The organism is Streptomyces sp. NBC_00005 (assembly GCF_045160215.1).
Classification (GTDB): Bacteria; Actinomycetota; Actinomycetes; order Streptomycetales; family Streptomycetaceae; genus Streptomyces.
On the sequence record NZ_CP108316.1, the window covers coordinates 7,804,722 to 7,829,056 of the forward strand.

Annotated in this window: 19 protein-coding genes; 13 read left to right on the forward strand and 6 right to left on the reverse strand. The window is 70.5% G+C overall.

The genetic code is table 11. The annotated features are described in order from the left end of the window. Positions 1-28: 28 nt before the first annotated feature. Positions 29-2,113 carry a YhgE/Pip family protein gene (locus OG303_RS35775; RefSeq protein WP_405873679.1) on the reverse strand — a complete coding sequence of 695 codons (2,085 nt, stop codon included), beginning with the start codon at positions 2,111-2,113 and terminating at the stop codon, positions 29-31. Next, the gene (locus tag OG303_RS35780) at positions 2,085-2,822 is read right to left on the reverse strand and encodes an ATP-binding cassette domain-containing protein (RefSeq protein WP_405873680.1); all 738 of its coding nucleotides are present in this window, start codon (positions 2,820-2,822) and stop codon (positions 2,085-2,087) included. The genes OG303_RS35775 and OG303_RS35780 overlap by 29 nt, the downstream gene beginning before the upstream one ends. A gap of 161 nt (positions 2,823-2,983) precedes the next feature. Between OG303_RS35780 and OG303_RS35785 the strand changes: the two genes are divergently transcribed. The 3 genes from OG303_RS35785 to OG303_RS35795 all read left to right on the forward strand — a co-directional run bounded on the left by OG303_RS35785 (position 2,984) and on the right by OG303_RS35795 (position 5,225). Beyond that, entirely contained in the window at positions 2,984-3,550 is a 567-nt protein-coding gene (locus tag OG303_RS35785; RefSeq protein ID WP_405873681.1) for an SAV_6107 family HEPN domain-containing protein, read from the forward strand. A gap of 174 nt (positions 3,551-3,724) precedes the next feature. Then, complete coding sequence (locus OG303_RS35790) at positions 3,725-4,552, forward strand: methyltransferase (RefSeq protein ID WP_405873682.1); 828 nt, start codon at positions 3,725-3,727, stop codon at positions 4,550-4,552. A gap of 277 nt (positions 4,553-4,829) precedes the next feature. Then, positions 4,830-5,225, forward strand: a complete 396-nt coding sequence (locus OG303_RS35795) for a spore wall synthesis complex protein (RefSeq protein ID WP_405873684.1) — start codon at positions 4,830-4,832, stop codon at positions 5,223-5,225. A 114-nt stretch (positions 5,226-5,339) separates the two neighbouring features. On the opposite strand, the gene OG303_RS35800 is transcribed toward OG303_RS35795, so the two are convergent. The 4 genes from OG303_RS35800 to OG303_RS35815 all read right to left on the reverse strand — a co-directional run bounded on the left by OG303_RS35800 (position 5,340) and on the right by OG303_RS35815 (position 11,108). Next, positions 5,340-7,841: a DUF3488 and DUF4129 domain-containing transglutaminase family protein gene (locus OG303_RS35800; RefSeq protein ID WP_405873685.1), complete on the reverse strand. Its 2,502-nt coding sequence runs from the start codon at positions 7,839-7,841 to the stop codon at positions 5,340-5,342. Continuing rightward, positions 7,838-9,211, reverse strand: a complete 1,374-nt coding sequence (locus OG303_RS35805) for a DUF58 domain-containing protein (protein ID WP_405873686.1) — start codon at positions 9,209-9,211, stop codon at positions 7,838-7,840. The genes OG303_RS35800 and OG303_RS35805 overlap by 4 nt, the downstream gene beginning before the upstream one ends. Beyond that, positions 9,211-10,260 carry an AAA family ATPase gene (locus OG303_RS35810; protein ID WP_405873687.1) on the reverse strand — a complete coding sequence of 350 codons (1,050 nt, stop codon included), beginning with the start codon at positions 10,258-10,260 and terminating at the stop codon, positions 9,211-9,213. The genes OG303_RS35805 and OG303_RS35810 overlap by 1 nt, the downstream gene beginning before the upstream one ends. Positions 10,261-10,499: 239 nt before the next feature. Continuing rightward, a complete protein-coding gene (locus OG303_RS35815; protein WP_405873688.1) occupies positions 10,500-11,108 on the reverse strand; it encodes a beta-class carbonic anhydrase in 609 nt (202 codons plus the stop codon). Between the two features lie 358 nt (positions 11,109-11,466). Here OG303_RS35815 and rsmH point away from each other — a divergent pair, with 358 nt between their 5' ends. From rsmH to ftsQ, 10 genes are all read left to right on the forward strand, one after another. Further along, complete coding sequence (gene rsmH, locus OG303_RS35820) at positions 11,467-12,423, forward strand: 16S rRNA (cytosine(1402)-N(4))-methyltransferase RsmH (RefSeq protein ID WP_405873690.1); 957 nt, start codon at positions 11,467-11,469, stop codon at positions 12,421-12,423. 62 nt (positions 12,424-12,485) lie between these two features. Beyond that, on the forward strand, positions 12,486-12,983 hold the full coding sequence (locus tag OG303_RS35825; protein WP_405873691.1) for a septum formation initiator family protein: 498 nt from the start codon (positions 12,486-12,488) through the stop codon (positions 12,981-12,983). Between the two features lie 5 nt (positions 12,984-12,988). Then, positions 12,989-14,950 (forward strand): penicillin-binding transpeptidase domain-containing protein, encoded by a 1,962-nt coding sequence (locus OG303_RS35830; protein WP_405873692.1) that lies wholly within the window; start codon positions 12,989-12,991, stop codon positions 14,948-14,950. Positions 14,951-15,111: 161 nt separating this feature from the next. Further along, on the forward strand, positions 15,112-16,632 hold the full coding sequence (locus tag OG303_RS35835) for a UDP-N-acetylmuramoyl-L-alanyl-D-glutamate--2,6-diaminopimelate ligase (RefSeq protein WP_405877660.1): 1,521 nt from the start codon (positions 15,112-15,114) through the stop codon (positions 16,630-16,632). A gap of 4 nt (positions 16,633-16,636) precedes the next feature. Next, entirely contained in the window at positions 16,637-18,052 is a 1,416-nt protein-coding gene (gene murF / locus OG303_RS35840; protein WP_405873694.1) for a UDP-N-acetylmuramoyl-tripeptide--D-alanyl-D-alanine ligase, read from the forward strand. Then, positions 18,049-19,122: a phospho-N-acetylmuramoyl-pentapeptide-transferase gene (gene mraY, locus OG303_RS35845; RefSeq protein ID WP_405873695.1), complete on the forward strand. Its 1,074-nt coding sequence runs from the start codon at positions 18,049-18,051 to the stop codon at positions 19,120-19,122. The genes murF and mraY overlap by 4 nt, the downstream gene beginning before the upstream one ends. After that, positions 19,104-20,522: a UDP-N-acetylmuramoyl-L-alanine--D-glutamate ligase gene (murD, locus tag OG303_RS35850; protein ID WP_405873697.1), complete on the forward strand. Its 1,419-nt coding sequence runs from the start codon at positions 19,104-19,106 to the stop codon at positions 20,520-20,522. Before mraY ends, murD begins: the two co-directional genes overlap by 19 nt. Before the next feature lie 297 nt (positions 20,523-20,819). Continuing rightward, entirely contained in the window at positions 20,820-22,154 is a 1,335-nt protein-coding gene (gene ftsW, locus OG303_RS35855; RefSeq protein WP_405873699.1) for a putative lipid II flippase FtsW, read from the forward strand. Between the two features lie 33 nt (positions 22,155-22,187). Then, positions 22,188-23,285: an undecaprenyldiphospho-muramoylpentapeptide beta-N-acetylglucosaminyltransferase gene (gene murG, locus OG303_RS35860; RefSeq protein ID WP_405873700.1), complete on the forward strand. Its 1,098-nt coding sequence runs from the start codon at positions 22,188-22,190 to the stop codon at positions 23,283-23,285. 26 nt (positions 23,286-23,311) lie between these two features. Continuing rightward, a complete protein-coding gene (ftsQ, locus tag OG303_RS35865; RefSeq protein ID WP_405873701.1) occupies positions 23,312-24,106 on the forward strand; it encodes a cell division protein FtsQ in 795 nt (264 codons plus the stop codon). Positions 24,107-24,335 lie beyond the last annotated feature (229 nt).

Here is a 24,335-nt window from a genome sequence, read left to right on the forward strand (position 1 = left end):
GCCGGACCTCGAGATGTCACCGCAGGGCTCACAGGGTCAGCTCCGGGTGCAGCCGGTCCAGCGTCCACACCTGCCGGCGGCGGGCCGACAGCGCGGTGAGCGCGAGCGCGCCCGCGGTGAACGCGACGAGCACCACACACGCGTGCCACACCGGTCCGAGCCCGCCGCCCGTGATGAGCCTCCGCAGAGCTTCCACGACGTAGCTCATCGGCAGGAAGGGGTGGATCGCGTTGAAGAAGCCCGGACTGGTCTGCACGGGGTAGGTGCCGCCCGCGGACGTCAACTGGAGCATCAGCAGGGCGAGGACGAGGATCCGGCCCGCCGCTCCGAAGCGCGCGTTCAGCCACTGCACGATCGCCCCGAAGCAGGCCGTCACCAGGAACAGGAAGCCGACCGTGCCGGCCGCCCGCGCCATCTGCAGGCCGATCGCCCAGTGCAGCACCGACATCAGGGACACCGTCTGCAGGACGCCGATCGCCACCACCGGGAGCCAGCCCGCCAGCGCGATCCGCCATGCCGGGGCGCCCGTGGCGAGCGCGCGCCGGTTCATCGGCGGTATCAGCATGTACGCCACCATCGCGCCCACCCACAGGGACAGCGGGATGAAGTACGGGGCGAACCCGGTGCCGTAGTTTGGCGCCTTGTGCAGGTCCTTGGAGACGAGCCGGACCGGGTCGGCCATCACCTGGGTGCGTTCGTCGCGGTCCTTCTTGTCGTAGTCGGGGATCTGGCCGGCCCCGTCGTGCAGCCCGCCCGCGAGCTTCCCGGAGCCGTCGACGAGCTTGTACATGCCGTCCTTGAGGTCGTAGGCGCCCGTCTTGAGCTTGCCGACGCCCTCGTCCAGGTCTCCCGCGCCGCTCTTGGCCGAACCGAGGCCCTTGTGCAGCTTCTTCGCCCCCGAGGCGACCTTTCCTGCACCCTCGTTCAGCTTGTTGATCTTGGTGACGGCGTCGTCGAGGTCCTCGGACAGGTGCGGCGCCCGGTCGGCGAGCGCCTGGGCCTGGTCCTGAAGGGTGGCGAGGTTCTTGTCGAGCTTCTTCAGGTCGCCGTCCTGGTCGCCGATCAGCGTGTTGACGTCGTCGGCGATCGTCGCCACGTCGTCGGCCGCGTTCTTCGCCTTCTTCAGGTCGGAGCAGGCCGGGTCCGGCAGTACGGCGTCCTCGCACCGCGCCTGGTAGACGCCGTCCAGCGTGTCGGAGGCCGCGTGAGCGCCCTTGGCGGCGACCGGCGCCGTCTTGACCAGGGTGTCGAGGTTGGCCCGGATCGCCTTCGAGGAGTCGGCGACCAGCTGGGCGGTGTCCCCGATGGTCTTCTCGTTGTCCTTCAGGAACGGGCCCACCTTCTTGTCGACCCCGTTGACCTTGTCGGCGAGCGTCTGTGTGCCCGCCGCGACCTGCTTCGAGCCGTCCTCCAGGTCGCCCGCGCCCGTGTTGAGCTTCTTCAGGCCCTTGGACAGCTTGCCGCTGCCGTCCTTGGCGTCCTTCAGCCCGTCGGCGAGGTCCTTCGAGCCCTTCTCGGCCTTCCCGATGCCGCCGTTGAGCTTGTCGGCTCCCTTCGCGGCCTTCACCGTCGCGCCGTGGATGTCGGAGAACGAGATGAAGATCCTGTCCAGGAAGGACCGCGACGTCTTCGTGGACGCGGCCTGGCGCACCTCGCTGAACACCGTCCGCGAGATCTGCCCGACGATGTAGTTGTTCGCGTCGTTCGTGCGCACCTGAAGGGCGCCCGTCTCGGGGGAGTCGCCCGCACTGGACGCGATCCGCTTGCTGAAGTCGGCCGGCATGGTGAGCGACAGGTAGTACGTGCCGTCCTCCACGCCCGCGCGTGCCTCGTCGGCGCTCACCTCCTGCCAGTCGAAGGTGTCGCTCTTCCGTAGTCCCTCGGCGATGGAGTCGCCCGCCGCGAGCTTCTTCCCGTCGGCCGTCGCCCCCTTGTCGTCGTTGACGAGCGCCACGGGGATGCGGTCCAGACGGCCGTACGGGTCCCAGAACGACCACAGGTACAGGGCGCCGTACAGCAGCGGCAGCACCAGGAGCGCCACCAGGGCCGCCCGCGGAAGCCTGCCCCTGCCGAAGCGCCTCAGCTCAAGGGCGGCCAGTTTCGGCGAGCGCATCGGCCTTCTCCTTCCGTGTCGTGGCTACGGCGACGGTGTCCTGCGGAGCCTCGCTGCAGACCGCCACGACGGTCGTCCCGGCCGCGGCGATCGACCTCAACAGCGCCCAGACCTCGTCCCGTTCGGCATCCGAGAGCTTCAGGTCGGTGTCGTCGACGCCGAGCAGCCGGGGGCGGCCGAGCAGGGCGAGCGCGATGGACAGCCGCAGCGCCTCCAGCCGCTCGAGATCGCGTACGGCGGTCCGGGAGCCCTTGGGCAGCGTCTCCCGGTCCAGCCCGGCGGTGGCCAGCGCGGTGTCGATACGCAGCTTCGCCTCCGTCACGCGCTCGGCCCGCGGCCGCAGCAGCCCGCGCAGCGAATCGCCGAACCGCCGCTGCAGCAGCGCCCGTTCGTGCAGATGCTCGCCGACGGTCAGAGCCGGTTCGAGGTCGGTGACTCCGGCGACGTGCGCGAGCCCGCTGACCCGGCGCACGGCCGCCAGCTGCTTGGGCAGCTTCCCCTCGCCCACCGCGGCCGTTCCCTCGGTGGGCTTCATCCGCCCCGTGAGCGCTAGCAGCAGGCAAGTACGGCCGGACCCGGACGGTCCCTCGATCGCGATCAGCGAGCCGGGCTCCGCGTCGAACGTGACGTCGCGGAAGGCCCAGCCGCGAGGGCCCCTGAGTCCGAGGCCGTGGGCCGTGACACCGGTTCCGGGCACGGTTCCCCCCATCCCCTGAATTTGAACTGACTGGTCAGTGCAAAAACTATCCCGAACTTTCGATCGAAGCAAAAGTGCAGGTCAGAACGGATTGTCAGTGGCATACCGCACGATGGGCACATACGGCAGCCCGTATCGGGGCATGCCGTCACGCAGACGACAGGAGGTTCGTCATGGCCACCTACCACGCAGCAGCCGCCCGCCGGCGCCGTGCCACCGGCCCTGCCCCCTCACTGACCGGCCCGGCGAGCGACGTCCACCCGGTGCTCCGCCGGACCACGGCCCCGCCCGCCGCCCTCGACCTGCTCGCCCAGGCCCGCGCCGGACTGGACGAGGCAGCCGTCCTCGAAACGTCCAACGAGCGCTATGCCACCGCCCACCTCGCCGCCCTGCGCACGGCCGCCGCCGTGCTCGCCGCGCGAGGGCGCCCGGAGCCGTCGTCCCGACGCCGGGCCCGCATCAGGAGCGCTTGGGAAGTGCTCCCCGAAATCGCGCCCGAACTGACCGAGTGGAGCGCGCTGTTCGCCTCCGGGGCCCGGCGCCGCGCCCGGGCCGAGGCGGGCATCCAGGGCGCGGCCAGTCGCCGGGACGCCGACGACCTGATACGTGACGTGGCGATGTTCCTGCGCCTCGTCGAGCGGATGCTCGTCCTCCAGCCGGTCCTCCCCCAGCCGCGCCAGGACGCCGACCACCCACAGCCCGACGCGGAGAGAGACCGTGACTTTCCGGATGCGGGGTGAGTGCGTCCGCCGTACGAGACGTTCGGTGGGGCACGTCACCGCAGTGACCAGGTAGGGCACCGGAGGCCATAGGGTGGAGGGCGCCTGAAGCCTTCCCTCCCGCGTGCCGGCCGGGGAGGCACCCCGTTCGCTCCGCCGTGCAAGGGGCGGTGCCGCGCCGAGGAGTCAACTGCCGTGTCGGACCCGATGCGCCCGCCCGTCTCCCACCACCACCCTCGAACGACGTCGCTGCGCGCCGACCCCCCTCGCCCCCGTGCCTCTCTCCGTACCGCCGTGGTCTGGGAGGTCCTCCAGGACGCCCTCGAACGCCGGGTCAAGGCCACGGGGCGGGAGTCGCTGGACGTCCTCGACACCGGGGGCGGCAGCGGCAACTTCGCGGTGCCCGTCGCCCGCCTGGGCCACCGGGTCACCGTCGTCGACCCCAGCCCCAACGCGCTGTTCGCGCTGGAGCGCCGTACCGCCGAGGCCGGCGTCGCCGACCGCGTGAAGGGCGTCCAGGGCGACGCCCACGGCCTCTTCGACGTGGTCGAGCGCGGCGGCTACGACGTGGTGCTGTGCCACGGCGTCCTGGAGTACGTCGACGACCCGGCCGAGGGCGTACGCAACGCCGTGGCCGCCCTGCGGTCCGAGGGCGTCGTCAGCCTGCTCGCCGCGGGCCTCGGCGGCGCCGTGCTCGCACGTGCCCTCGCCGGCCACTTCAAGGAGGCGAGGCAGGCCCTCGGCGACCCGAACGGCCGCTGGGGCGACGGCGACCCCGTGCCGCGCCGCTTCACCGCCGAGCAGCTCACCGGGCTGGTCGAGGGAGCGGGTCTCAGGGTCGGCGCCGTGCACGGCGTGCGGGTCTTCGCCGACCTCGTCCCGGGCGTCCTCGTGGACACCGAGCCCGGCGCCGTGGAGGCGCTGCTGAAGCTGGAGGAGGCGGCGGCCGAGCTCCCCGCCTTCCACTCCGTGGCCACCCAGCTCCATGTGCTCGGCGAGACGCGGGAGACCACCGGGGCCTGAGCCGCCTCGTGCGGTGCGCCGCTGATCAGGGACTTGGCCGCACATGGAGTACGCCACAGGCCCCCCGATCGGGCGCTCAGCGCCGTATGATCGAGGGAGACCACCCGGCATGACGGGTCGGCCGCTGGGGAATGGAAGATTCAGCGAGCCGGAACGTCCATGGCGGATTTCGGTTGGCCAATTGGCGCAGAGGGGCGGGTTTCACGGGGGCGATTCCCTGCCTATCCTGAAGGGACCCCCCGGGTCGCCCCGGCGACTGCACGATGAGGAGGACTCCGTGCCGCTCTCGGAGCACGAGCAGCGCATGCTCGAGCAGATGGAGCGAGCGCTGTACGCCGAAGATCCCAAGTTCGCGACAGCGCTTGAGGGAAGCGGGCTGCGTACGTACACCCGGCGACGGGTCTACCAGGCGGTCGCCGGCTTTCTCGTGGGTATCGCGCTCCTCATGGCTGGAATGGTCGCCAAGCAGGTCTGGCTCAGCGTGGTGGGTTTCCTCGTCATGCTGGGCTGTGCGGTACTCGCCGTGACCGGTTGGCGCAAGGCCCCCAAGCCGGGTGAACAGCCCGCCGCCGGTGCCGCCCCGCAAGCGCGCCGTCAGGGACGGCAGAAGCGCTCCATGATGGACCGCATCGAGCAGCGCTGGCAGCGCCGTCGCGACGAGCAGGGCCACTAGGCCTCTCAGACGTTCGTGAGGGGGTGACCACCCGACGGGTGGTCACCCCCTCACCTGTGCCCGGAACTCACGTCGCCCGGAAGACCGGCTCTCCGGACGACCGGCGCGATGCCGTCAGCCGCTCTGCTGCCCCGGCCGCCGCACCAGCGTCGACCAGCGGTCTGCCGCGCGGGTCTTGAAGGCCGTCCAGCGGTCCACGACGTCCCACACCGCACGGATGGCCGACCGAGGTGCCACGACCGCCCGTATCCGGGTCGTCCAGTTGACGCTGGACCGCAGTGCCGCCCGCAGCGTGCGCACATCGTCCGCCAGGCCTGGCACGGCCCGCGGCTGCGGTGCGAACAACACCTGTTCCACCGCACTCGCCACCCTGTGTACCGACTCGGCCGTCGCCGGATCCAGCTGTCCCAGCCGCACGATGCGCGCCGCCGCCTTCCGCGGGGTCAGCGCGTCGTCCGGCGGGATGCCGTAGTCCCAGGCGGTGTCGGTGAGCTCGCGCCAGACGGCCATGACATGGCCTGCGGCCACCTCCGCGGCATATTGCGCATCCGCCTCGACGGTCAGGGCCGTCACGTCGACGTCGGCTGTGGACGCCTCGCCCGCTGCCCGTCCCTTACGGCCGCCCCGGGTCAGCGCCAGGCCGGACGCGGAGTGCTGAGCCGATGCCAGCCGCACCGAGCGCCGTCGCAGGCGCCACAGCATGGGCAACAGCGGTACGGCGACCGCGAGGAGGCCCAGGAGGGACCATCCGGCGATCTTGTACCAGGGCAGACCGTCGGCACCCGGCTTGGGCGTGTCCAGCGGGAGCGCGGCGGCGCATTCCTCGAGCTTCTTGTCCTGCGCCGAGCAGCTCGTGCTCGCCGACGGCGCCGCCGACGTGGACGAACCCGCCGACTGCGAGGGGCGCGACACGTCGGGGAGATTGCTGCCCGTCGTGTCCGACTGCGTGTACGAAGGCGCCACGCCTCGGTTCGGGGTCGGCTCGAAGCGGGTCCAGCCCACGCCCTCGAAGTACAGCTCGGGCCAGGCGTGCGCGTCCTTCAGGCCCACCGACACCGAGCCGTTCGCCTGCGGCGTACCGGGCGCGAAGCCCACCGCGACCCGGGCCGGTATGCCCAGGGTGCGGGCCATCGCCGCCATCGCGAAGGAGAAGTGGACGCAGAAGCCCTCCTTGTCCTTCAGGAAACGGGCGATCGCCTGCGGGCCGTTGCCGACCTGCACCTGGGTGCTGTACTGGAAGCCGCCGTTCACGGCGAAGTAGTCCTGGAGCTTGACCGCCTGCTCGTAGTGGCTGGTCGAACCCGCGGTGACCTTGCGGGCGGTCTTGGCCACGATCGCGGGCACCGAGTCCGGCACCTTGGTGTAGTCGCGCTTCAGGGAGGCGGGCGGCTCCGGTGCGTCGGCGAGCTGCTCAGCCGTCGGCTGCACGTCGAGGCTCTTGACCAGATACGTCTTCCCGCGTGTGGTCTCGCCGTGGTCGCCGACCAGTGTCATGCCGACCGGTTCGTAGCGCCACTTGCCACCGATGTTCACGCCGCTGGGCGGATAGGGCATCGGCAGCCAGTCCTGGGCGTACCAGTCGGCGGCCGAGATGCGGGTCTCGATCTCCGCCCGCTTGACGTCCGCACCGAGGCCGTTCGGGGTCGGGAACTTGTCCGGTACGCCGGTGACGTGCCGCTTGGACGGTTTCCAGGTGCTGCCGTCGAAGTCGTCCAGGGACACGATCCGCAGGTACAGGTTCGAGCTGTCGTTGCTGTTCGTCTTCAGGGACAGGACCTGGCGGTCCTCGTCCACGTTGAGACTGTCGCGCAGCGACACCAGCGGATTGACCGCGGAGATCGTGCCGCCGCTGCCGCTCCCGGAGCCCACACCCGTCCCGGCCGCGTCCAGCAGGCCGCCGTTCATCGCGGGCAGGGCCACCGGCACCACGAGGGCGACGCCCAGCGCGACCATCCCGATACGGCGTCCGGTGCGGACCGGCGCCACCGCGCCGGGTTCCGCGCCCGGAGCGCGCCCCGCCCCGCCGAAGACCCGGCCCCACTGGGAGAGCCGCTCGCGTCCCTCGGCCAGGAGCAGCATGAGATAGCCGGCCGCCGCGACCAGGAACCACAGCCAGTCGGCGCCGCCGTCGGACAGTCCCGCGGCGACGGAGTACAGCGCGAGCAGGGGCAGTCCGGCCGGGGCCGAGCTGCGGAAGGTCACCGCCAGCGTGTCCACCGCGAGGCCGATGATGAGCACTCCGCCGAGGAGCATCAAGCGGATGCCGTCGGACTCCAGGGGCGCCGGGATCGCATACCGCGCGATGTCGTCGCCGCCCTGCCGGAGCAGGTCGCCGAAGTGACGGAACGCCTCGGGGCCCGGAACTATCCCGATCAGGGCCTGCTGCCGGGCGAAGACCAGGGTCAGCAGCATCAGCGTGACGAGCGCCTGCGCCGCCACCGTCAGCGGCCGCGCAAGCGGCACCCGCCGGGTCGCCGCGCCCACGCCCGTCTGAACGCCCAGCAGGACGGCCGCCTGCAGGATCCACGTGGCCGGGGAGACCAGGGGCAGCAGGGCGCAGGAAGCCATCAGCGTGGCCGCCCACGCGCACAGCGCCAGTCGTGCCCGCCCGCTCATGACCACGCCCCCTCACCGTTCGCCCCGCCTGTCGCGGCGAGTCCCGCTCGGTCGCGGTCCGCCTGCCGCCACAGCTCGTTCAGCGAAGCGCCGCGCGGCACGCTCAGGGCCGTCCAGCCCGCCTCCCGCAGCATCCGCAGCCGCTCCTCACGCCGGTCCAACGGCCCGGGCACATCGGTCGGTTCCCGCACCCAGGTGTCGCTGTCGAGCAGGAAGGCGACCGCACCGCCGCTGCGCTGCCGCATCTTGGCGACCACCGCGGCCTGTTCCTCGTCGAGGTCGCCGAAGAAGGCCACCAGCAGCCCTTCGTTCCCGCCGCGCAGCACGTCGTACGCCCGGGACAGGCCCGTGCCGTCCGAGTGGTCGACCACCGCGAGGGTGTCCATCATCAGCCCGGCCGAGTCGGCTGTCTCCTGGCTCGCGCCCGCGAACCCGTCGGCGCCTTCACCGGGCACCGAGTTGCCCGTGTCCGTCAACAGCCGTACGGAAAAGCCTCGTTCGAGCATGTGCACCAGGACGGACGCCGTGCCCGACACGGCCCACTCGAAGGCCGAGTCCGGGCCCGCGCCCTCGAAGGCGAGACCCCGGGTGTCGAGCAGGACTGTGCAGCGGGAGCGCTGGGGCTGCTCCTCGCGGCGCACCATCAGTTCGCCGTAGCGCGCGGTCAGGCGCCAGTGGACGCGGCGCAGGTCGTCGCCGTAGCGGTAGCCGCGCGGGATCACGTCGTCCTCGCCGGCCAGCGCCAGCGAGCGCTGCCGCCCGTCGCCGTACCCCTTCGCCTCGCCGGTCAGCCGCACCGGCGGCAGCGCCTCCACGCGCGGGATCACCGTCAGGGTGTCGTGCGTCGAGAAGGACCGGGTCAGCTCGCACATCCCGAACGGGTCGGTCAGGCGCAGCTGCAGCGGCCCCAGCGGATAGCGGCCGCGCAGGTCGGAGCGGACCCGGTAGGACACCTCGCGGCGGCCTCCCGGCTCGACCCGGTCCAGTACGAAGCGGGGGCGCGGGCCGAGCACGTACGGCACCCGGTCCTGGAGCATCAGCAGGCCCGTGGGCAGCCGCGAGACGTTGTCCATCCGCAGATGGACGCGGGCCTCGCTGCCGGCGGGCACGCGCGCGGGGGAGAGGCGCCGGCTGCCGGCCACCCGGTAGCGCGTGCGGTAGAGGAACAGCGCGCAGACCAGGGGCAGCACCGCGAGCAGCAGGCCGACCCGCAGCAGGTCGCTCTGTCCCAGGACGTAGGCGCAGATGGCGGCCGCGATGCCGGCCGCCAGGAAGGAGCGTCCGCGGGTGGTCAGGCCGGCCAGGGCTGTGCGGATGCCGCCCTTCTCGCCCCGGTCGGCGTCCGCGTGCCCTGTCCCCGCGGTGGTCATCACAGCCTCCGCGGCGGCTGCTGGCCGTAGGCCGGAGTGCCGTGGCCGCCGTGGCCCAGGCTGCCGAAGCCGGTCTGCTGCTGGGGCGCCGCGGGCACCGGGGTGCGCTGCAGGATCTCCTGTACGACCTGCTCCGCCGTGCGGCGGTTGAGCTGGGCCTGGGCGGTGGGCAGCAGGCGGTGGGCCAGGACGGCGACGGCAAGCGCCTGGATGTCGTCCGGCAGGGCGTACTCCCGGCCGCTCAGGGCGGCGGACGCCTTCGCCGCGCGCAGCAGGTGCAGCGTCGCGCGCGGGGAGGCGCCGAGTCTGAGGTCGGGGTGGTTGCGCGTGGCGGCGACCAGGTCCACCGCGTACCGCCGGACCGTTTCGGCTACGTGGACGCCGCGGACGGCCTCGACCAGCTTCACGATGTCGTGCGCGTGCGCCACCGGCTGGAGGTCGTCCAGCGGGTTCACCCCGCCGTGGATGTCGAGCATCTGCAGCTCGGCGTCCGCACTGGGGTAGCCGATGGAGACCCGGGCCATGAAGCGGTCGCGCTGGGCCTCGGGCAGCGGGTAGGTGCCCTCCATCTCGACCGGGTTCTGCGTGGCCACCACCATGAAGGGGCTGGGCAGCTCGTACGTCTGCCCGTCGATGGTGACCTGGCGCTCCTCCATCGACTCCAGGAGCGCGGACTGCGTCTTCGGCGAGGCACGGTTGATCTCGTCGCCGATCACGATCTGCGCGAAGATCGCGCCCGGTTTGAACTCGAAGTCCCGGCGCTGCTGGTCCCAGATGGACACACCTGTGATGTCCGACGGCAGCAGGTCCGGCGTGAACTGGATACGTCTCACTGAACAGTCGATGGACTTGGCCAGCGCCTTTGCCAGCATGGTCTTGCCCACACCGGGAACGTCCTCGATCAGAAGATGTCCCTCGGCGAGCAGTACGGTCAGCGAAAGCCGTACGACCTCGGGCTTGCCCTCGATCACTCCTTCCACCGAACTGCGGACCCGCTCCACAGTGGCAGTCAGATCTGTAAGGCTCGCTCGATCGTCATAGGTCGTCACCCGGCCCTCCTCGGCCCGTTCTTTCTCCGGGCCGTCGCGCTCTGCGATGCGGACCGGCCCACCCCGAAACACGGACACCACGCGTGAATAGTTCCGCGCGACGTCACACCCGCATTCTTGCTGCCGTTACCGATTCGTGTCACTCGACTGTGGACAACTGGCTGCGATATGTCGGGTTTTACGACGCTTGGGCTCCAGCATGCGCGGGTTTTGCGAAAAACAAGAAGGGCCGGGGACGGTCACGCGGGGTCGATCTCGCGCAGCAGACCCGTCTTCACGTCGAAGACGAAGCCTCGCACGTTGTCGGTGTGGAGGAGGAACGGCGAGGTGCGCACCCGCTGCATGGACTGCCGTACGTCCTGGTCGACGTCCCGGAAGGACTCCACCGCCCAGGCGGGGCGCTGGCCGACCTCCATCTCCAGGTCGGTGCGGAAGTCCTCGGTGATGGCCTCCAGGCCGCAGCCGGTGTGGTGGATGAGGACGATGCTGCGGGTGCCGAGCTTGCGCTGGCTGATGGTGAGCGAGCGGATGACGTCGTCGGTGACCACGCCACCGGCGTTGCGGATGGTGTGGCAGTCGCCGAGCTCCAGGCCGAGCGCGGCGTGCAGGTCGAGGCGGGCGTCCATGCAGGCCACGACGGCGACGTGCAGGACGGGGTGGGCGTCCATCCCGGGGTCGGTGAACGCGGCGGCGTACCGTCCGTTCGCCTCAACGAGGCGGTCGGTGACGGTGCCGCCGCGTATGGCGCCTTCGGAGTCGGTGGGAATGGATGCGGAAGTCGTCATACCTACGACGGTACTGGTCACATGCGGTCCGGTCTCGGTGTGAGAGCGGGAGAAGAGCGTCATCACAGTCCTCTTGTGAGGTAACCCACATGGGTGGCGGTGGTAGAGCCGTACGGGTGATTTTCCCGGATTTGCCGCTACGCACTCACTCCGGACCGCGACGCGCAGGCCGGTTGATTGACCGCGAGACACCGTGGACTAAAGTGACGCGAAGCGGGAGGCGAGGCTCTCCCTGCTGGACTGAATTCCCGGAGGCCCCGGCTCGCGCACGGACGGTCTCCCCACGTGCGCGGCGCGTACGTACGGCTCGGCCTCCTCCCGCTCCCGGTCGGCTGACGCTCTTGGCGCCGGCAGACCTCCCCTTCACGAGCGGGCGGGGACCCGGCGGTGCGTGCGGCCACGCCGGACCTGAGAGGGCCCCTTGAGCCAGAGTCGACACGTCCCGGTGATGCTCCAGCGGTGCCTGGACCTGTTGGCCCCCGCCCTGCAGCGGCCGGGAGCGGTGGTCGTCGACTGCACCCTCGGCCTCGGCGGCCACAGCGAGGCCCTGCTGACGCAGTTCCCCGAGGCCCGCCTCATCGCCCTCGACCGCGACAAGGAGGCGCTGCGCCTGTCCGGTGAGCGGCTCGCGTCCTTCGGCGAGCGGGCCACCCTGGTGCACGCCGTCTACGACGAGCTGCCGGACGTACTGGAAAGGCTCGGCATCGCGCGCGTGCAGGGCGTCCTGTTCGACCTCGGCGTCTCCTCCATGCAGCTCGACGAGGCCGACCGCGGCTTCGCCTACGCCCAGGACGCCCCGCTCGACATGCGCATGGACCAGACGACCGGCATGAGCGCCGCCGAGGTCCTCAACACCTACCCGGCGGGCGAACTCGTCCGGATTCTGAGGGCGTACGGCGAGGAGAAGCAGGCCAAGCGGATCGTGGGCGCGGTCGTGCGCGAGCGCGAGAAGGAGCCGTTCAGCAACAGCGCGCGGCTCGTCGAGCTCATCCGGGACGCGCTGCCACAGGCCGCCAAGCGCACCGGCGGCAACCCGGCCAAGCGCACCTTCCAGGCCCTGCGCATCGAGGTCAACGGCGAGCTCTCCGTCCTGGAGCAGGCGATCCCGGCCGCGGTGAAGGCACTCGACGTGGGCGGACGGATCGCCGTCCTGTCGTACCACTCGCTCGAGGACCGCCTGGTCAAGCAGGTGTTCGCGGCCGGTGCCGCGAACACCGCGCCGCCCGGCCTGCCGGTCGTGCCCGAGCGCTACCAGCCCCGGCTCAAGCTGCTCACGCGCGGTGCCGAACTTCCCACCGAGGAAGAGGTCGCCGAGAACCGGCGGGCGGCACCGGCGCGGCTGCGCGGGGCCCAGCGCATCAGGGAGGACGCCGAGTGAGTTCGCTTTTCAAATGGACTGGGGAGTGAGTGCGTTGGGAAACCGGACTCACTGGAGGCCCTGTGAGTAGGAAACCCGAACTGAAGGGGCGGGCCGCTCGTCTCGCGCGGCTCTTCCCGGGACCGGCGAGCCGCGGACAGGCGGCCCGCACCCCCTTCGTGCTCCTCGTCGTGCTCCTCCTCGGCGGTGGCCTGATCGGGCTCCTGGTGCTGAACTCCGCGGTCAGTGAAGGCTCGTTCAAGCTCGACGACCTCCAGAAGGACACCAAGAACCTCACCGACCAGGAACAGGCGCTCCAGCGGGACATCGACTCCTACTCCGCCCCGGAGGCCCTCCAGCGCCGCGCCCGCGAACTCGGCATGGTCCCCGGCGGCGACCCCGCCTTCCTGAACCCGAACGGCACCGTGAACGGCGTCCCCTCGGCCGCCGCCGAGCAGTCCGCCGTACAGATGCCGCTCGTGCTGCTCCCGCCGGAGGTCATCGCGTCCACCCCGGCCCCCAGCACGTCCCCCGTACCGGAAACCACTCCCACCCAGACGACCACGATTCTCGGCAGGTGACGGAAGTGTCCGACAGGGAACCGCCGCGCCGCCGCGTGCCCGGCCCCGCGCGTCCCGCCCGCCCCGCCGCCGGCCAGCGGCGCCCGGGCCCCGGCGCCCGCCCCGCCCGCCGCCCGGGACCGGCCCGCCCCGCGGCCCCGACGGTCCTCCGGCTGGGCAGCCCCCGCCCCCGGCTGCGCATGGTCAGCCTGGCACTGACCCTGGTGCTGATCGCCTTCGTCGTACGGCTGCTGCAGGTGCAGGCGGTCGACGCGAGCGCGTACGCCGCGAAGGCCGAGCAGAACCGCTACGTCGGCCATGTCCTGGCCGCCGAGCGCGGCGGCATCACCGACCGCAACGGCGTGGCCCTCGCGGCCAGCGTGGACGCGTACGACCTCACCGCCGACCCCACGATGTTCAACCGCGAACAGCTGAAGATCGACGACGGGCCCGAGCAGGCGGCCGCGCTCCTCGCGCCGATCCTCGGCGTCGACCAGGACACGCTCGTCAAGAAGCTGCGCCCCAAGAACAAGGAGTCGCGCTACGTCCTGCTCGCCCGCCGCCAGACCCCGCAGGTCTGGACCCAGATCAAGGACCTGAAGGCCGCGCTCACCGCGAAGGGGGAGACGGACAAGTCCACGGTCAACGTCCTGGCCGGAGTCTTCGCCGACCCCAGCAGCAAGCGCATCTACCCCAACGGCGACCTCGCCGCCGGGATACTGGGCTGGGTCAACGACGACGGCAAGGGCGGCGGCGGCGTCGAGCAGCAGCTCAACAAGGAACTGTCCGGCAAGGACGGCAAGATCCGCTACGCCCAGTCCGGCGGCCGCCTGGTGCCCACCGTCGGCTCCACCGAGACGCCCGCGGTGCCCGGCAGCGACGTCGAGCTCACCATCGACCGCGACATCCAGTGGGCCGCGCAGAACGCGATCACCGAGCAGGTCAAGAAGTCCAAGGCGGATCGCGGCTACGTGATAGTGCAGGACACCCGGACCGGCCAGATCCTCGCCATGGCCAACTCGCCCGGCTTCGACCCGAACGACCTCTCCAAGGCCGACCCGGGCGCCCTGCACAACTGGGCCGTCGAGGACGCCTTCGAGCCCGGCTCCACCGCCAAGATCATGTCGATGGCCGCCGTGCTGCAGCAGAACGTGGCCACCCCGCTGACGCACGTCGTCGTGCCGAACCGGCTGCACCGCGGCGACCGGCTCTTCAAGGACGACATCGACCACGCGACCTGGAACCTCACGCTCAACGGCGTGCTCGCCAAGTCCAGCAACATCGGCACCATCCTGGCCACCGGCCAGCTGGGCAAGACGCAGGCGCAGGCCAACAAGGTCCTGTACTCGTACCTGCGCAAGTTCGGTATCGGCAGCTACAGCGGACTCGGCTTCCCCGGCGAGACCAAGGGCATCCTCGCCCCGCCCGACAAGTGGTCGACCTCGCAGCAGTACACGATTCCTTTCGGCCAGGGCGTGTCGATCAACGCGATGCAGGCGGCCTCCGTCTACTCGACCATCGCCAACGGCGGCGTACGCATCGAACCCACGCTCGTGCGCGGCACGAAGGGACCCGACGGACGCTTCACACCGGCCGCGAACGCCGAGAAGACAAGGGTCGTCAGCGCGAAGACGGCGAAGACCCTCGCCAAGATGCTGGAGTCGGTGGTGGACGACGAGGAGGGCACGGGCACCAAGGCGCGCATCCCCGGCTACCGGGTCGCGGGCAAGACGGGTACGGCCAACCGCGTGGATCCGGCCACCGGCAAGTACCACGGCTACACCTCGTCGTTCGCCGGATTCGCGCCCGCGGACAACCCTCGCGTCACCGTGTACTGCGCCATCCAGAACGCGACGAGCGGGAGTTACTTCGGCGGTCAGATCTGCGGACCCATCTACAAGGAGGTGATGGAGTTCGCACTGAAGACCCTTCAGATCCCGCCCACGGGGGCGAAGGCCGCGAACCTGCCCGTCACCTTCACGCCCTGATCAGCGCAACCAGCCAGGAACGTTCCGTGACCATGATCACTCCCGGCCCCGGCAACCCGGGTGCCCCCCGCCCCTCACTTCGCCCGCAGGCGGGTGCGCCCGGTACGCTCACCGCCGTGCCACACGCCGATCAGTCCCAAACCACCCAGAAGGGCGCATCCGTGTCATATCCGGGGCCGCCCAGACCGGTACAGGTCTCCGCCACACCCCTCGCGGAACTCGCCGATCAGCTGGGTGCCACCGCGCCGGGGAGCGCCGCCGAGGTCACGGGCATCACCCATGACTCGCGCGCCGTCCGCCCCGGCGACCTGTACGCCGCCCTCCCGGGGGCCCGCCTGCACGGCGCCGACTTCGTCACCCAGGCCGCCGGCCTGGGCGCGGTGGCGGTGCTGACCGACCCGACCGGCGCCGAGCGCGCCGCCGCGACCGGCCTGCCGGTCCTGGTGGTCGACGATCCGCGCGGGCGGATGGGCGAGCTGGCGGCCACGATCTACGGCCACCCGGGCCGCGACCTGCTCCAGATCGGCATCACCGGCACCTCCGGCAAGACCACCACCGCCTACCTCGTCGAGGGCGGTCTGCGGACCAAGAACAACACCGGCCTGATCGGCACGGTCGAGATGCGCATCGGCGACGAGCGCATCAAGTCCGAGCGCACCACCCCCGAAGCCACCGACCTGCAGGCCCTGTTCGCGGTCATGCGCGAGCGCGGCGTCGAGGCGGTCGCCATGGAGGTCTCCAGCCACGCGCTGGTCCTCGGCCGGGTCGACGGCTGCGTCTTCGACATCGGGGTCTTCACCAACCTCAGCCCGGAACACATGGAGTTCCACTCCGACATGGAGGACTACTTCCGGGCCAAGGCGCAGTTGTTCACGCCCGAACGCAGCCGACTCGGCGTCGTCAACCTCGACGACGAGTACGGCCGCCGGCTTGCCAAGGAGGCCACCGTCCCGGTCGTCACCTTCTCCGCCGAGGGCCACCCGGACGCCGACTGGCGCGCCGAGGACGTCGAGATCGGCCAACTGGACTCGACGTTCACCGTGCTCGGCCCCGAGGGCGAGCGGATCCACGCCAAGGCGCCGCTGCCGGGCCCGTTCAACGTGGCCAACACGCTCGCCGCGATCGTCGCCCTCGCCGCCGCAGGCCTCGACCCGCAGACCGCCGCCGACGGCATCGCCGCGGTGCCGGGAGTGCCGGGGCGCCTGGAGCGCGTGGACGCCGGGCAGCCGTATCTCGCGGTCGTCGACTACGCCCACAAGACCGACGCCGTCGAATCGGTGCTGCGCGCCCTGCGCAAGGTCACCGAGGGCAAGCTGCACCTCGTGCTCGGCTGCGGTGGCGACCGTGACAGGACCAAGCGCGCACCGATGGGCGCCGCCGCGGCCCGCCTCGCCGACACGGCCGTACTGACCTCCGACAACCCCCGCTCGGAGGACCCCCTCGCGATCCTTGCAACCATGCTCGAGGGCGCGGCGTCCGTACCAGCACACGAGCGTGGCGAGGTCCAGGTCTTCGAGGACCGGGCCGCCGCGATCGCCGCAGCCGTCGCCCGCGCGCAGCCCGGGGACACCGTGCTCGTCGCGGGCAAGGGCCACGAGCAGGGCCAGGACATCGCCGGAGTGGTCCGTCCCTTCGACGACCGCCAGGTGCTTCGCGAAGCTATCCAGAAGACCCAGGGATGAACTTGTGATCGCCCTCTCTCTCGCCGAGATCGCAGCAGTCGTCGGCGGGCAGACGCATGACATACCGGATCCGTCCGTCCAGGTCACCGCTCCGGTCGTCCGGGACTCCCGTGAGGTGGAGCCCGGCAGCCTGTTCGTCGCCTTCGTCGGCGAACGCGTGGACGGCCACGACTTCGCCGAGCAGGTGGTCGAAGCGGGTGCGGTCGCCGTCCTGGCGTCGCGTCCGGTCGGCGTGCCCGCGATCGTCGTCGAGGACGTCCAGAGCGCCCTCGGCGCCCTCGCACGTCATGTCGTACGGCGCCTCGGAGCGACCCTCGTTGCCCTCACCGGCTCCGCGGGCAAGACCAGCACCAAGGACCTGATCGCCCAGGTCCTCCAGCGCAAGGCGCCGACGGTGTTCACGCCGGGCTCCCTCAACAACGAGATCGGGCTGCCGCTCACCGCGCTCAGCGCCACCGAGGAGACGAAGTTCCTCGTCCTGGAGATGGGCGCCCGCGGCATCGGCCACATCCGCTACCTCACGGATCTGACGCCCCCGAAGATCGGCCTCGTCCTCAACGTCGGCACCGCCCACATCGGCGAGTTCGGCGGCCGCGAGCAGATCGCGCAGGCCAAGGGCGAGCTCGTCGAGGGCCTTCCGCCGGAGAGTGAGGGCGGCGCCGCCATCCTCAACGCGGACGATCCCCTCGTACGGGCCATGGCGTCCCGTACGAAGGCCAAGGTGATCCTTTTCGGCGAGGGCGACGAAGCGGACGTACGCGCCGAGAACGTGCGACTCACGGACAGCGGACAGCCCTCCTTCAGTCTTCGCACACCCTCCGGTGCAAGCGACGTGACCATGCGCCTGTACGGTGAGCACCACGTGTCGAACGCGCTCGCCGCGGCCGCCGTCGCCCATGAGCTGGGCATGTCCGCGGAAGAGATCGCCACCGCGCTCTCCGAGGCGGGCTCCCTCTCCCGCTGGCGCATGGAGGTCACCGAGCGACCGGACGGCGTGACCATCGTCAACGACGCCTACAACGCGAACCCCGAGTCCATGCGAGCCGCCCTGCGCGCGCTCGCGGCCATGGGCAGGGGGCGGCGGACCTGGGCGGTGCTCGGCAAGATGGCCGAGCTCGGGGACGAGGCGCTCGCCGAGCACGACGCGGTCGGACGGCTCGCCGTCCGGCTCAATGTCGGCAAGCTCGTCGCGGTCGGGGGCAGGGAAGCGTCCTGGCTGCAACTGGGCGCATATAACGAGGGTTCGTGGGGTGAGGAGTCGGTGCACGTGTCCGACGCACAGGCGGCGGTCGACCTGTTGCGCAGCGAGTTGCGCCCGGGGGACGTCGTACTCGTGAAGGCGTCCCGTTCGGTCGGCCTCGAGAGCATCGCCCAGGCGCTGCTCGAGACCGGTGCCGAGGGTGAGGTTGCCGCCCGATGATGAAGCAGATCCTGTTCTCGGGAGTCATTGGCCTCTTCCTGACGCTGGTCGGCACCCCGCTGCTGATCAAGCTCCTGGCCCGCAAGGGCTATGGCCAGTACATCCGGGACGACGGCCCGCGCGAGCACGCCAGCAAGCGCGGTACGCCGACCATGGGCGGTATCGCGTTCATCCTGGCGACCGTCGTCGCCTACTTCCTGTCCAAGGTGATCACCGGCTACCCCCCGACCTACTCGGGTGTGCTGGTCCTCGGCCTGATGGTCGGCATGGGCCTGGTCGGATTCCTCGACGACTACATCAAGATCGTCAAGCGGCGTTCGCTGGGCCTGCGGGCCAAGGCGAAGATGGCCGGCCAGCTGATCGTCGGCATCAGCTTCGCGGTGCTCGCCCTGCAGTTCAAGGACGCCCGCGGCAACACCCCGGCCTCGACGAAGCTGTCGTTCATCACCGACTTCGGCTGGAAGATCGGCCCGATCCTGTTCGTCATCTGGGCGCTGTTCATGATCCTCGCGATGTCGAACGGCGTGAACCTGACGGACGGTCTGGACGGCCTCGCCACCGGCGCCTCCGTGCTCGTCTTCGGCGCCTACACCTTCATCGGCGTCTGGCAGTTCCAGGAGTCCTGCGCCAACGCGCAGACCCTGACCAATCCGAACGCCTGCTACGAGGTCCGCGATCCACTCGACCTGGCGGTCATCGCCTCGGCGTTGATGGGAGCCTGCCTCGGCTTCCTGTGGTGGAACACCTCGCCGGCCAAGATCTTCATGGGTGACACGGGTTCACTCGCCCTCGGCGGTGTCCTCACCGGCCTGGCGATCCTTTCCCGCACCGAGCTCCTTGTGGCCATCATGGGCGGTCTGTTCGTCCTCATCACCATGTCGGTCGTCATCCAGGTCGGCTCCTTCAAGCTGACCGGCAAGCGTGTCTTCCGCATGGCGCCACTCCAGCACCACTTCGAACTCAAGGGCTGGTCCGAAGTCCTTGTGGTGGTCCGCTTCTGGATCATCCAGGGCATCTGCGTGATCGTCGGACTGGGCCTCTTCTACGCGGGATGGGCAGCGGACAAGTGACCGACTGGCAGGGCAAGCACGTCACCGTCGCCGGGCTCGGCGTCTCCGGTATCCCGGCGGCCAAGGTGCTGCACGCGCGCGGGGCGATCGTCACGGTCGTCAACGACGGCGACGACGCACGCGCGCGTGAACAGGCCGCCGAACTGGAGGCGCTGGGCGTCACCGTGCGTCTCGGCGACGGCGCGACCCTGCCGGAGGGCACCGAACTCATCGTCACCACGCCCGGCTGGAAGCCGGACAAGCCGCTGTTCACGGCGGCCCGTGAGGCGGGCGTGGACATCTGGGGCGACGTCGAACTCGCCTGGCGCCTGCGCGGCCCGGACGCGGCGCCCTGGCTGGCCGTCACCGGCACCAACGGCAAGACCACGACCGTCCAGATGCTCGCCTCCATCCTCAAGGCGGCGGGCCTGCGCACGGCCGCCGTCGGCAACATCGGCGTCTCGCTCCTCGACGTGGTCCTCGGCGAGGAGCAGTACGACGTCCTGGCCGTGGAGTTGTCCAGCTACCAGCTGCACTGGGCGCCCTCCCTGCGCGCCCACTCCGCCGCCGTCCTGAACCTGGCGCCGGACCACCTCGACTGGCACGGCTCCATGGAGGCGTACGCCGCCGACAAGGGCCGTATCTACGAGGGCAATCGCGTCGCCTGCGTCTACAACGTCGCCGACAAGGCCACCGAGGACCTGGTGCGCGAGGCGGACGTCGAGGAGGGCTGCCGGGCCGTCGGTTTCACCCTGGGCACGCCCGGGCCCTCCCAACTCGGCGTCGTGGACGGCATCCTGGTCGACCGCGCCTTCGTCGAGAACCGGCAGAAGAACGCCCAGGAGCTCGCCGAGGTCTCCGACGTCAACCCGCCGGCCCCGCACAACATCGCCAACGCCCTTGCGGCGGCCGCCCTCGCGCGCGCCTTCGGGGTGCCCGCCGCGGCCGTACGCGACGGGCTCAGGAACTTCACGCCGGACGCGCACCGCATCGCGCACGTGGCCGACGTGGACTCGGTCGCCTACATCGACGACTCCAAGGCGACCAACACCCACGCTGCGGAAGCCTCGTTGGCGGCGTACGAGTCCATCGTGTGGATCGCGGGCGGGCTCGCCAAGGGCGCCACCTTCGACGAGCTGGTCAGCAAGTCGGCAAAGCGACTTCGCGGGGTCGTGCTCATCGGCAGGGACCGCGCCCTCATCCGTGAAGCCCTTGTGCGACACGCGCCGGAAGTACCCGTCGTCGACCTCGACCGGACCGACACTGGGGCGATGCTCGCGGCTGTCCAGGAGGCCCGGCGGCTCGCGGTCGCAGGCGACACGGTGCTGCTGGCCCCGGCCTGTGCCTCCATGGACATGTTCGCCAACTACAACAAGCGCGGTGACGCGTTCGCCCAGGCGGTTGGCGAACTCGGCGCCTGACCCGGCCGCCTGTCGCCGGGCGACCTTGGGAGGGACGCGTGGGATCGTCGAGGGCTAGGGCCTGTCCGGCGGATCAGGCTGGCCGCAAGGTGCGGCGCGTCTTGGCTGACCCGAGCGGGGTCTGGTGCGTGCAGCTGCAAGGCGGAGGAGGGAGTCGACGCGATGGGGGTCCCCCCGCGCGAGGTTGTTCGAGCGTGGGGGAGTCGGCGAGTGACGACAACGCGGCAGATGTGCGTGCCAGGGCCCGCGACGCCGGGCTGATCCGCCGGACAGGCCCTGAGTACAGCGGAGGACCCGATGCCCGGTAGCCGTACCGGACGTCCGCCCGTGCAGCGGGCCGTCAGGCGGCCCGTCGCATCCAGGCCGCCCCGCGACAACCCCGTACGCCGTCTGTACCTCAACGCCAAGCGCGCCTGGGACCGGCCGCTGACCGCGTACTACCTGATCCTCGGCGGCAGCCTGCTGATCACCGTGCTCGGCCTGGTGATGGTCTACTCGGCCTCCCAGATCACGGCGCTGCAGATGTCCCTGCCGGGCTCGTACTTCTTCCGCAAGCAGCTCCTCGCCGCCGTCATCGGCGGGGTGCTGATGCTGATCGCCTCCCTGATGCCGGTCAAACTGCACCGGGCGCTCGCCTACCCGATCCTCGCGGGTGCCGTCTTCCTGATGGCTCTGGTGCAGGTGCCGGGGATAGGGATGTCGGTCAACGGCAACCAGAACTGGATCTCGCTGGGCGGCTCCTTCCAGATCCAGCCCAGCGAGTTCGGCAAGCTCGCGCTGGTGCTGTGGGGCGCGGACCTGATGGCCCGCAAACAGGACAAGAAGCTGCTGAACCAGTGGAAGCACATGCTGGTACCGCTCGTCCCGGTCGCCTTCATGCTGCTCGGGCTGATCATGCTCGGCGGCGACATGGGTACGGCGATCATCCTGACGGCGATCCTGTTCGGCCTGCTGTGGCTGGCCGGGGCGCCGACCCGGCTGTTCGCGGGTGTGCTGTCGATCGCCGGTCTCATCGGTGTGATCCTCATCAAGACCAGCCCGAACCGCATGGCCCGGCTCTCCTGCATCGGCGCCACCGAACCGCAGTCGGGACCGGTCGACTGCTGGCAGGCCGTGCACGGCATCTACGCCCTCGCATCAGGCGGAATCTTCGGATCCGGGCTCGGTGCGAGTGTGGAAAAATGGGGCCAACTACCGGAGGCGCACACGGACTTCATCTTCGCCGTCACCGGTGAGGAACTGGGCCTGGCGGGGACGCTGTCGGTGCTCGCCCTCTTCGCGGCTCTAGGCTATGCGGGTATCCGCGTGGCCGGACGTACGGAGGAGCCCTTCGTCAGGTATGCCGCCGGAGGTGTGACCACCTGGATCACCGCGCAGGCGGTGATCAACATTGGTGCGGTGCTCGGCCTGCTGCCGATCGCCGGCGTCCCCCTCCCGCTGTTCTCCTACGGAGGATCCGCCCTGCTGCCGACCATGTTCGCCATCGGGCTGCTGATCGCGTTCGCGCGTGACGAGCCCGCTGCGCGGGCGGCGCTTTCCATGCGGCAACCCCGCTTTGGTAGAAAGCGGGCGGGAGGCGCCGTGCGGGACAGGGGGCCTCGGAGATGGAACACGATGCGACGGCGTGCCTAGGCGGCGCGCTCGTCCGGAGAGCGGTGAATTTCGGTGCATGTCGTACTCGCCGGTGGGGGGACCGCCGGCCACATCGAGCCCGCGCTCGCCCTCGCGGACGCCCTGCGGAGGCAGGACCCCAGCGTGGGGATCACGGCCCTGGGCACGGAGCGGGGCCTGGAGACCACACTCGTTCCACAGCGGGGCTATGAGCTCGCGCTGATCCCAGCCGTACCGCTGCCGCGCAAGCCGACGCCCGAACTGATCACCGTCCCGGGCCGGCTGCGCGGCACGATCAAGGCGACCGAGCAGATCCTGGAACGCACGAAGGCCGACGCGGTCGTGGGCTTCGGCGGTTACGTGGCGCTGCCCGCCTACCTCGCGGCCAAGCGCCTCGGTGTGCCGATCGTGATCCACGAGGCCAACGCCCGCCCCGGCCTCGCCAACAAGATCGGCTCCCGGTACGCCGCCCAGGTCGCCGTCGCCACGCCGGACAGCAAGCTGCGCAACTCCCGCTACATCGGCATCCCGCTGCGCTACTCGATCGCCACCCTCGACCGTGCCGCCGCCCGCCCCGAGGCCCGGCGCATGTTCGGCCTCGACCCCAACCTGCCGACGCTGCTGGTCTCCGGCGGCTCGCAGGGCGCCCGCCGCCTCAACGAGGTCGTCCAGCAGGTCGCGCCCTGGCTCCAGCAGGCCGGCATCCAGATCCTGCACGCGGTCGGCCCGAAGAACGAACTGCCGCATGTACAGCAGATGCCGGGAATGCCCCCGTACATCCCGGTAAGTTACCTGGACCGGATGGACCTCGCGTATGCCGCGGCCGACATGATGCTCTGCCGCGCGGGCGCGATGACCGTCGCCGAACTCTCCGCCGTCGGACTCCCGGCCGCCTACGTCCCGCTGCCCATCGGCAACGGCGAACAGCGGCTGAACGCCCAGCCGGTGGTCAAGGCCGGCGGCGGACTGCTGGTCGACGACGCGGAACTGACGCCCGACTGGGTACGGGGCAACGTCCTGCCCGTGCTCGCCGACCCGCACCGGCTGTACGAGATGTCCCGCGCCGCCGCCGAGTTCGGCCGCCGGGACGCCGACGACCTGCTCGTCGGCATGGTGTACGAGGCGATCGCCGCCAGCCGTGCACACCGCTAGGAACGAGTGAACGAAGGGCAGGGAGCGTGGCCGGACCGACCACCGCCGAACGCGGCGAACGCCAGCAGGAGTCGTCCGGCCCGCCTCCGGTACGGCGGTTGAGACCGCCCCGCCCTCGTACGATCATCATCTTTGCCGTCGCGCTCGTCCTTCTCGGGGCGGGCGCCGTCTGGCTGTTGTACGGCTCGCAATGGGCGCGCGTGGAACACGTATCGGTCTCCGGCACCCGGGTTCTGACGCCCGCGCAGGTGCGCGAGGCGGCCGATGTCCCGGTCGGGGCACCGCTGATTTCCGTCGACACCGATGCGATGGAGACGCGACTGCTCCGAAAACTGCCCCGAATTGACACAGTTGACGTGGTCCGATCCTGGCCCCACGGAATCGGGCTGAAAGTGAGCGAGCGTACTCCGGTTCTGATTGTGCAAAAGGGCGGAAAGTTCGTCGAAGTGGACCATGAAGGTGTCCGTTTCGCCACGGTTTCTCAAGCGCCGAAAGGCGTTCCCGCACTGGAATTGAGGGCGTCTTCCGCGGGCTCGTCCGCCGCGAGCCTGCGGCGCTTCGGTGAGGACCGGTTGGTGCGGGAGGCGGTGCGCGTCGCCGGTGCCATTCCGGCCGCCGTCGCCCGTGACACACAGGCCGTCAAGGTGCGTTCATACGACGACATCTCACTGGAGTTGGGCGACGGCCGGACCGTCTCCTGGGGGAGTGGTGAGCAGGGTGCCGCGAAGGCCCGTACGCTCACCGCTCTCATGAAAGCGGCGCCCGATGCGCGGCACTTCGACGTCAGCGTTCCCACCGCGCCTGCGTCATCAGGGAGTTGACGCACATCCGCGCAGGCCAGCACCCTGGTTGGGCAGTGCTACGCCTGATCACATAGGGTGAAAAGAAAAACGGGAGGTTCGGCGTGTTCGTTGAACGTGCGCCACTTGTCGACTTAGTGTCCTGTTCGGAAGAGTCCAGCGAACAGACACACTGGTAACCCTAAACTTCAACGTTAGGGTTCGGGTCGGCGATACGGACCGTCCCATTCGGCATCAGTCGTCGGACCGC

Bases quoted from the DNA above. Each gene is read 5' to 3' on its own strand.
- OG303_RS35800 (WP_405873685.1), bottom strand. From the start codon at position 7,841: ATGAGCGGGCGGGCACGACTGGCGCTGTGCGCGTGGGCGGCCACGCTG.
- OG303_RS35815 (WP_405873688.1), bottom strand. From the start codon at position 11,108: ATGACGCTCTTCTCCCGCTCTCACACCGAGACCGGACCGCATGTGACC.
- ftsW (WP_405873699.1), top strand. From the start codon at position 20,820: ATGCCCGGTAGCCGTACCGGACGTCCGCCCGTGCAGCGGGCCGTCAGG.
- murD (WP_405873697.1), top strand. From the start codon at position 19,104: ATGGGCAGCGGACAAGTGACCGACTGGCAGGGCAAGCACGTCACCGTC.
- OG303_RS35785 (WP_405873681.1), top strand. From the start codon at position 2,984: ATGGCCACCTACCACGCAGCAGCCGCCCGCCGGCGCCGTGCCACCGGC.
- OG303_RS35780 (WP_405873680.1), bottom strand. From the start codon at position 2,822: ATGGGGGGAACCGTGCCCGGAACCGGTGTCACGGCCCACGGCCTCGGA.
- OG303_RS35775 (WP_405873679.1), bottom strand. From the start codon at position 2,113: ATGCGCTCGCCGAAACTGGCCGCCCTTGAGCTGAGGCGCTTCGGCAGG.
- mraY (WP_405873695.1), top strand. From the start codon at position 18,049: ATGATGAAGCAGATCCTGTTCTCGGGAGTCATTGGCCTCTTCCTGACG.
- OG303_RS35805 (WP_405873686.1), bottom strand. From the start codon at position 9,211: ATGACCACCGCGGGGACAGGGCACGCGGACGCCGACCGGGGCGAGAAG.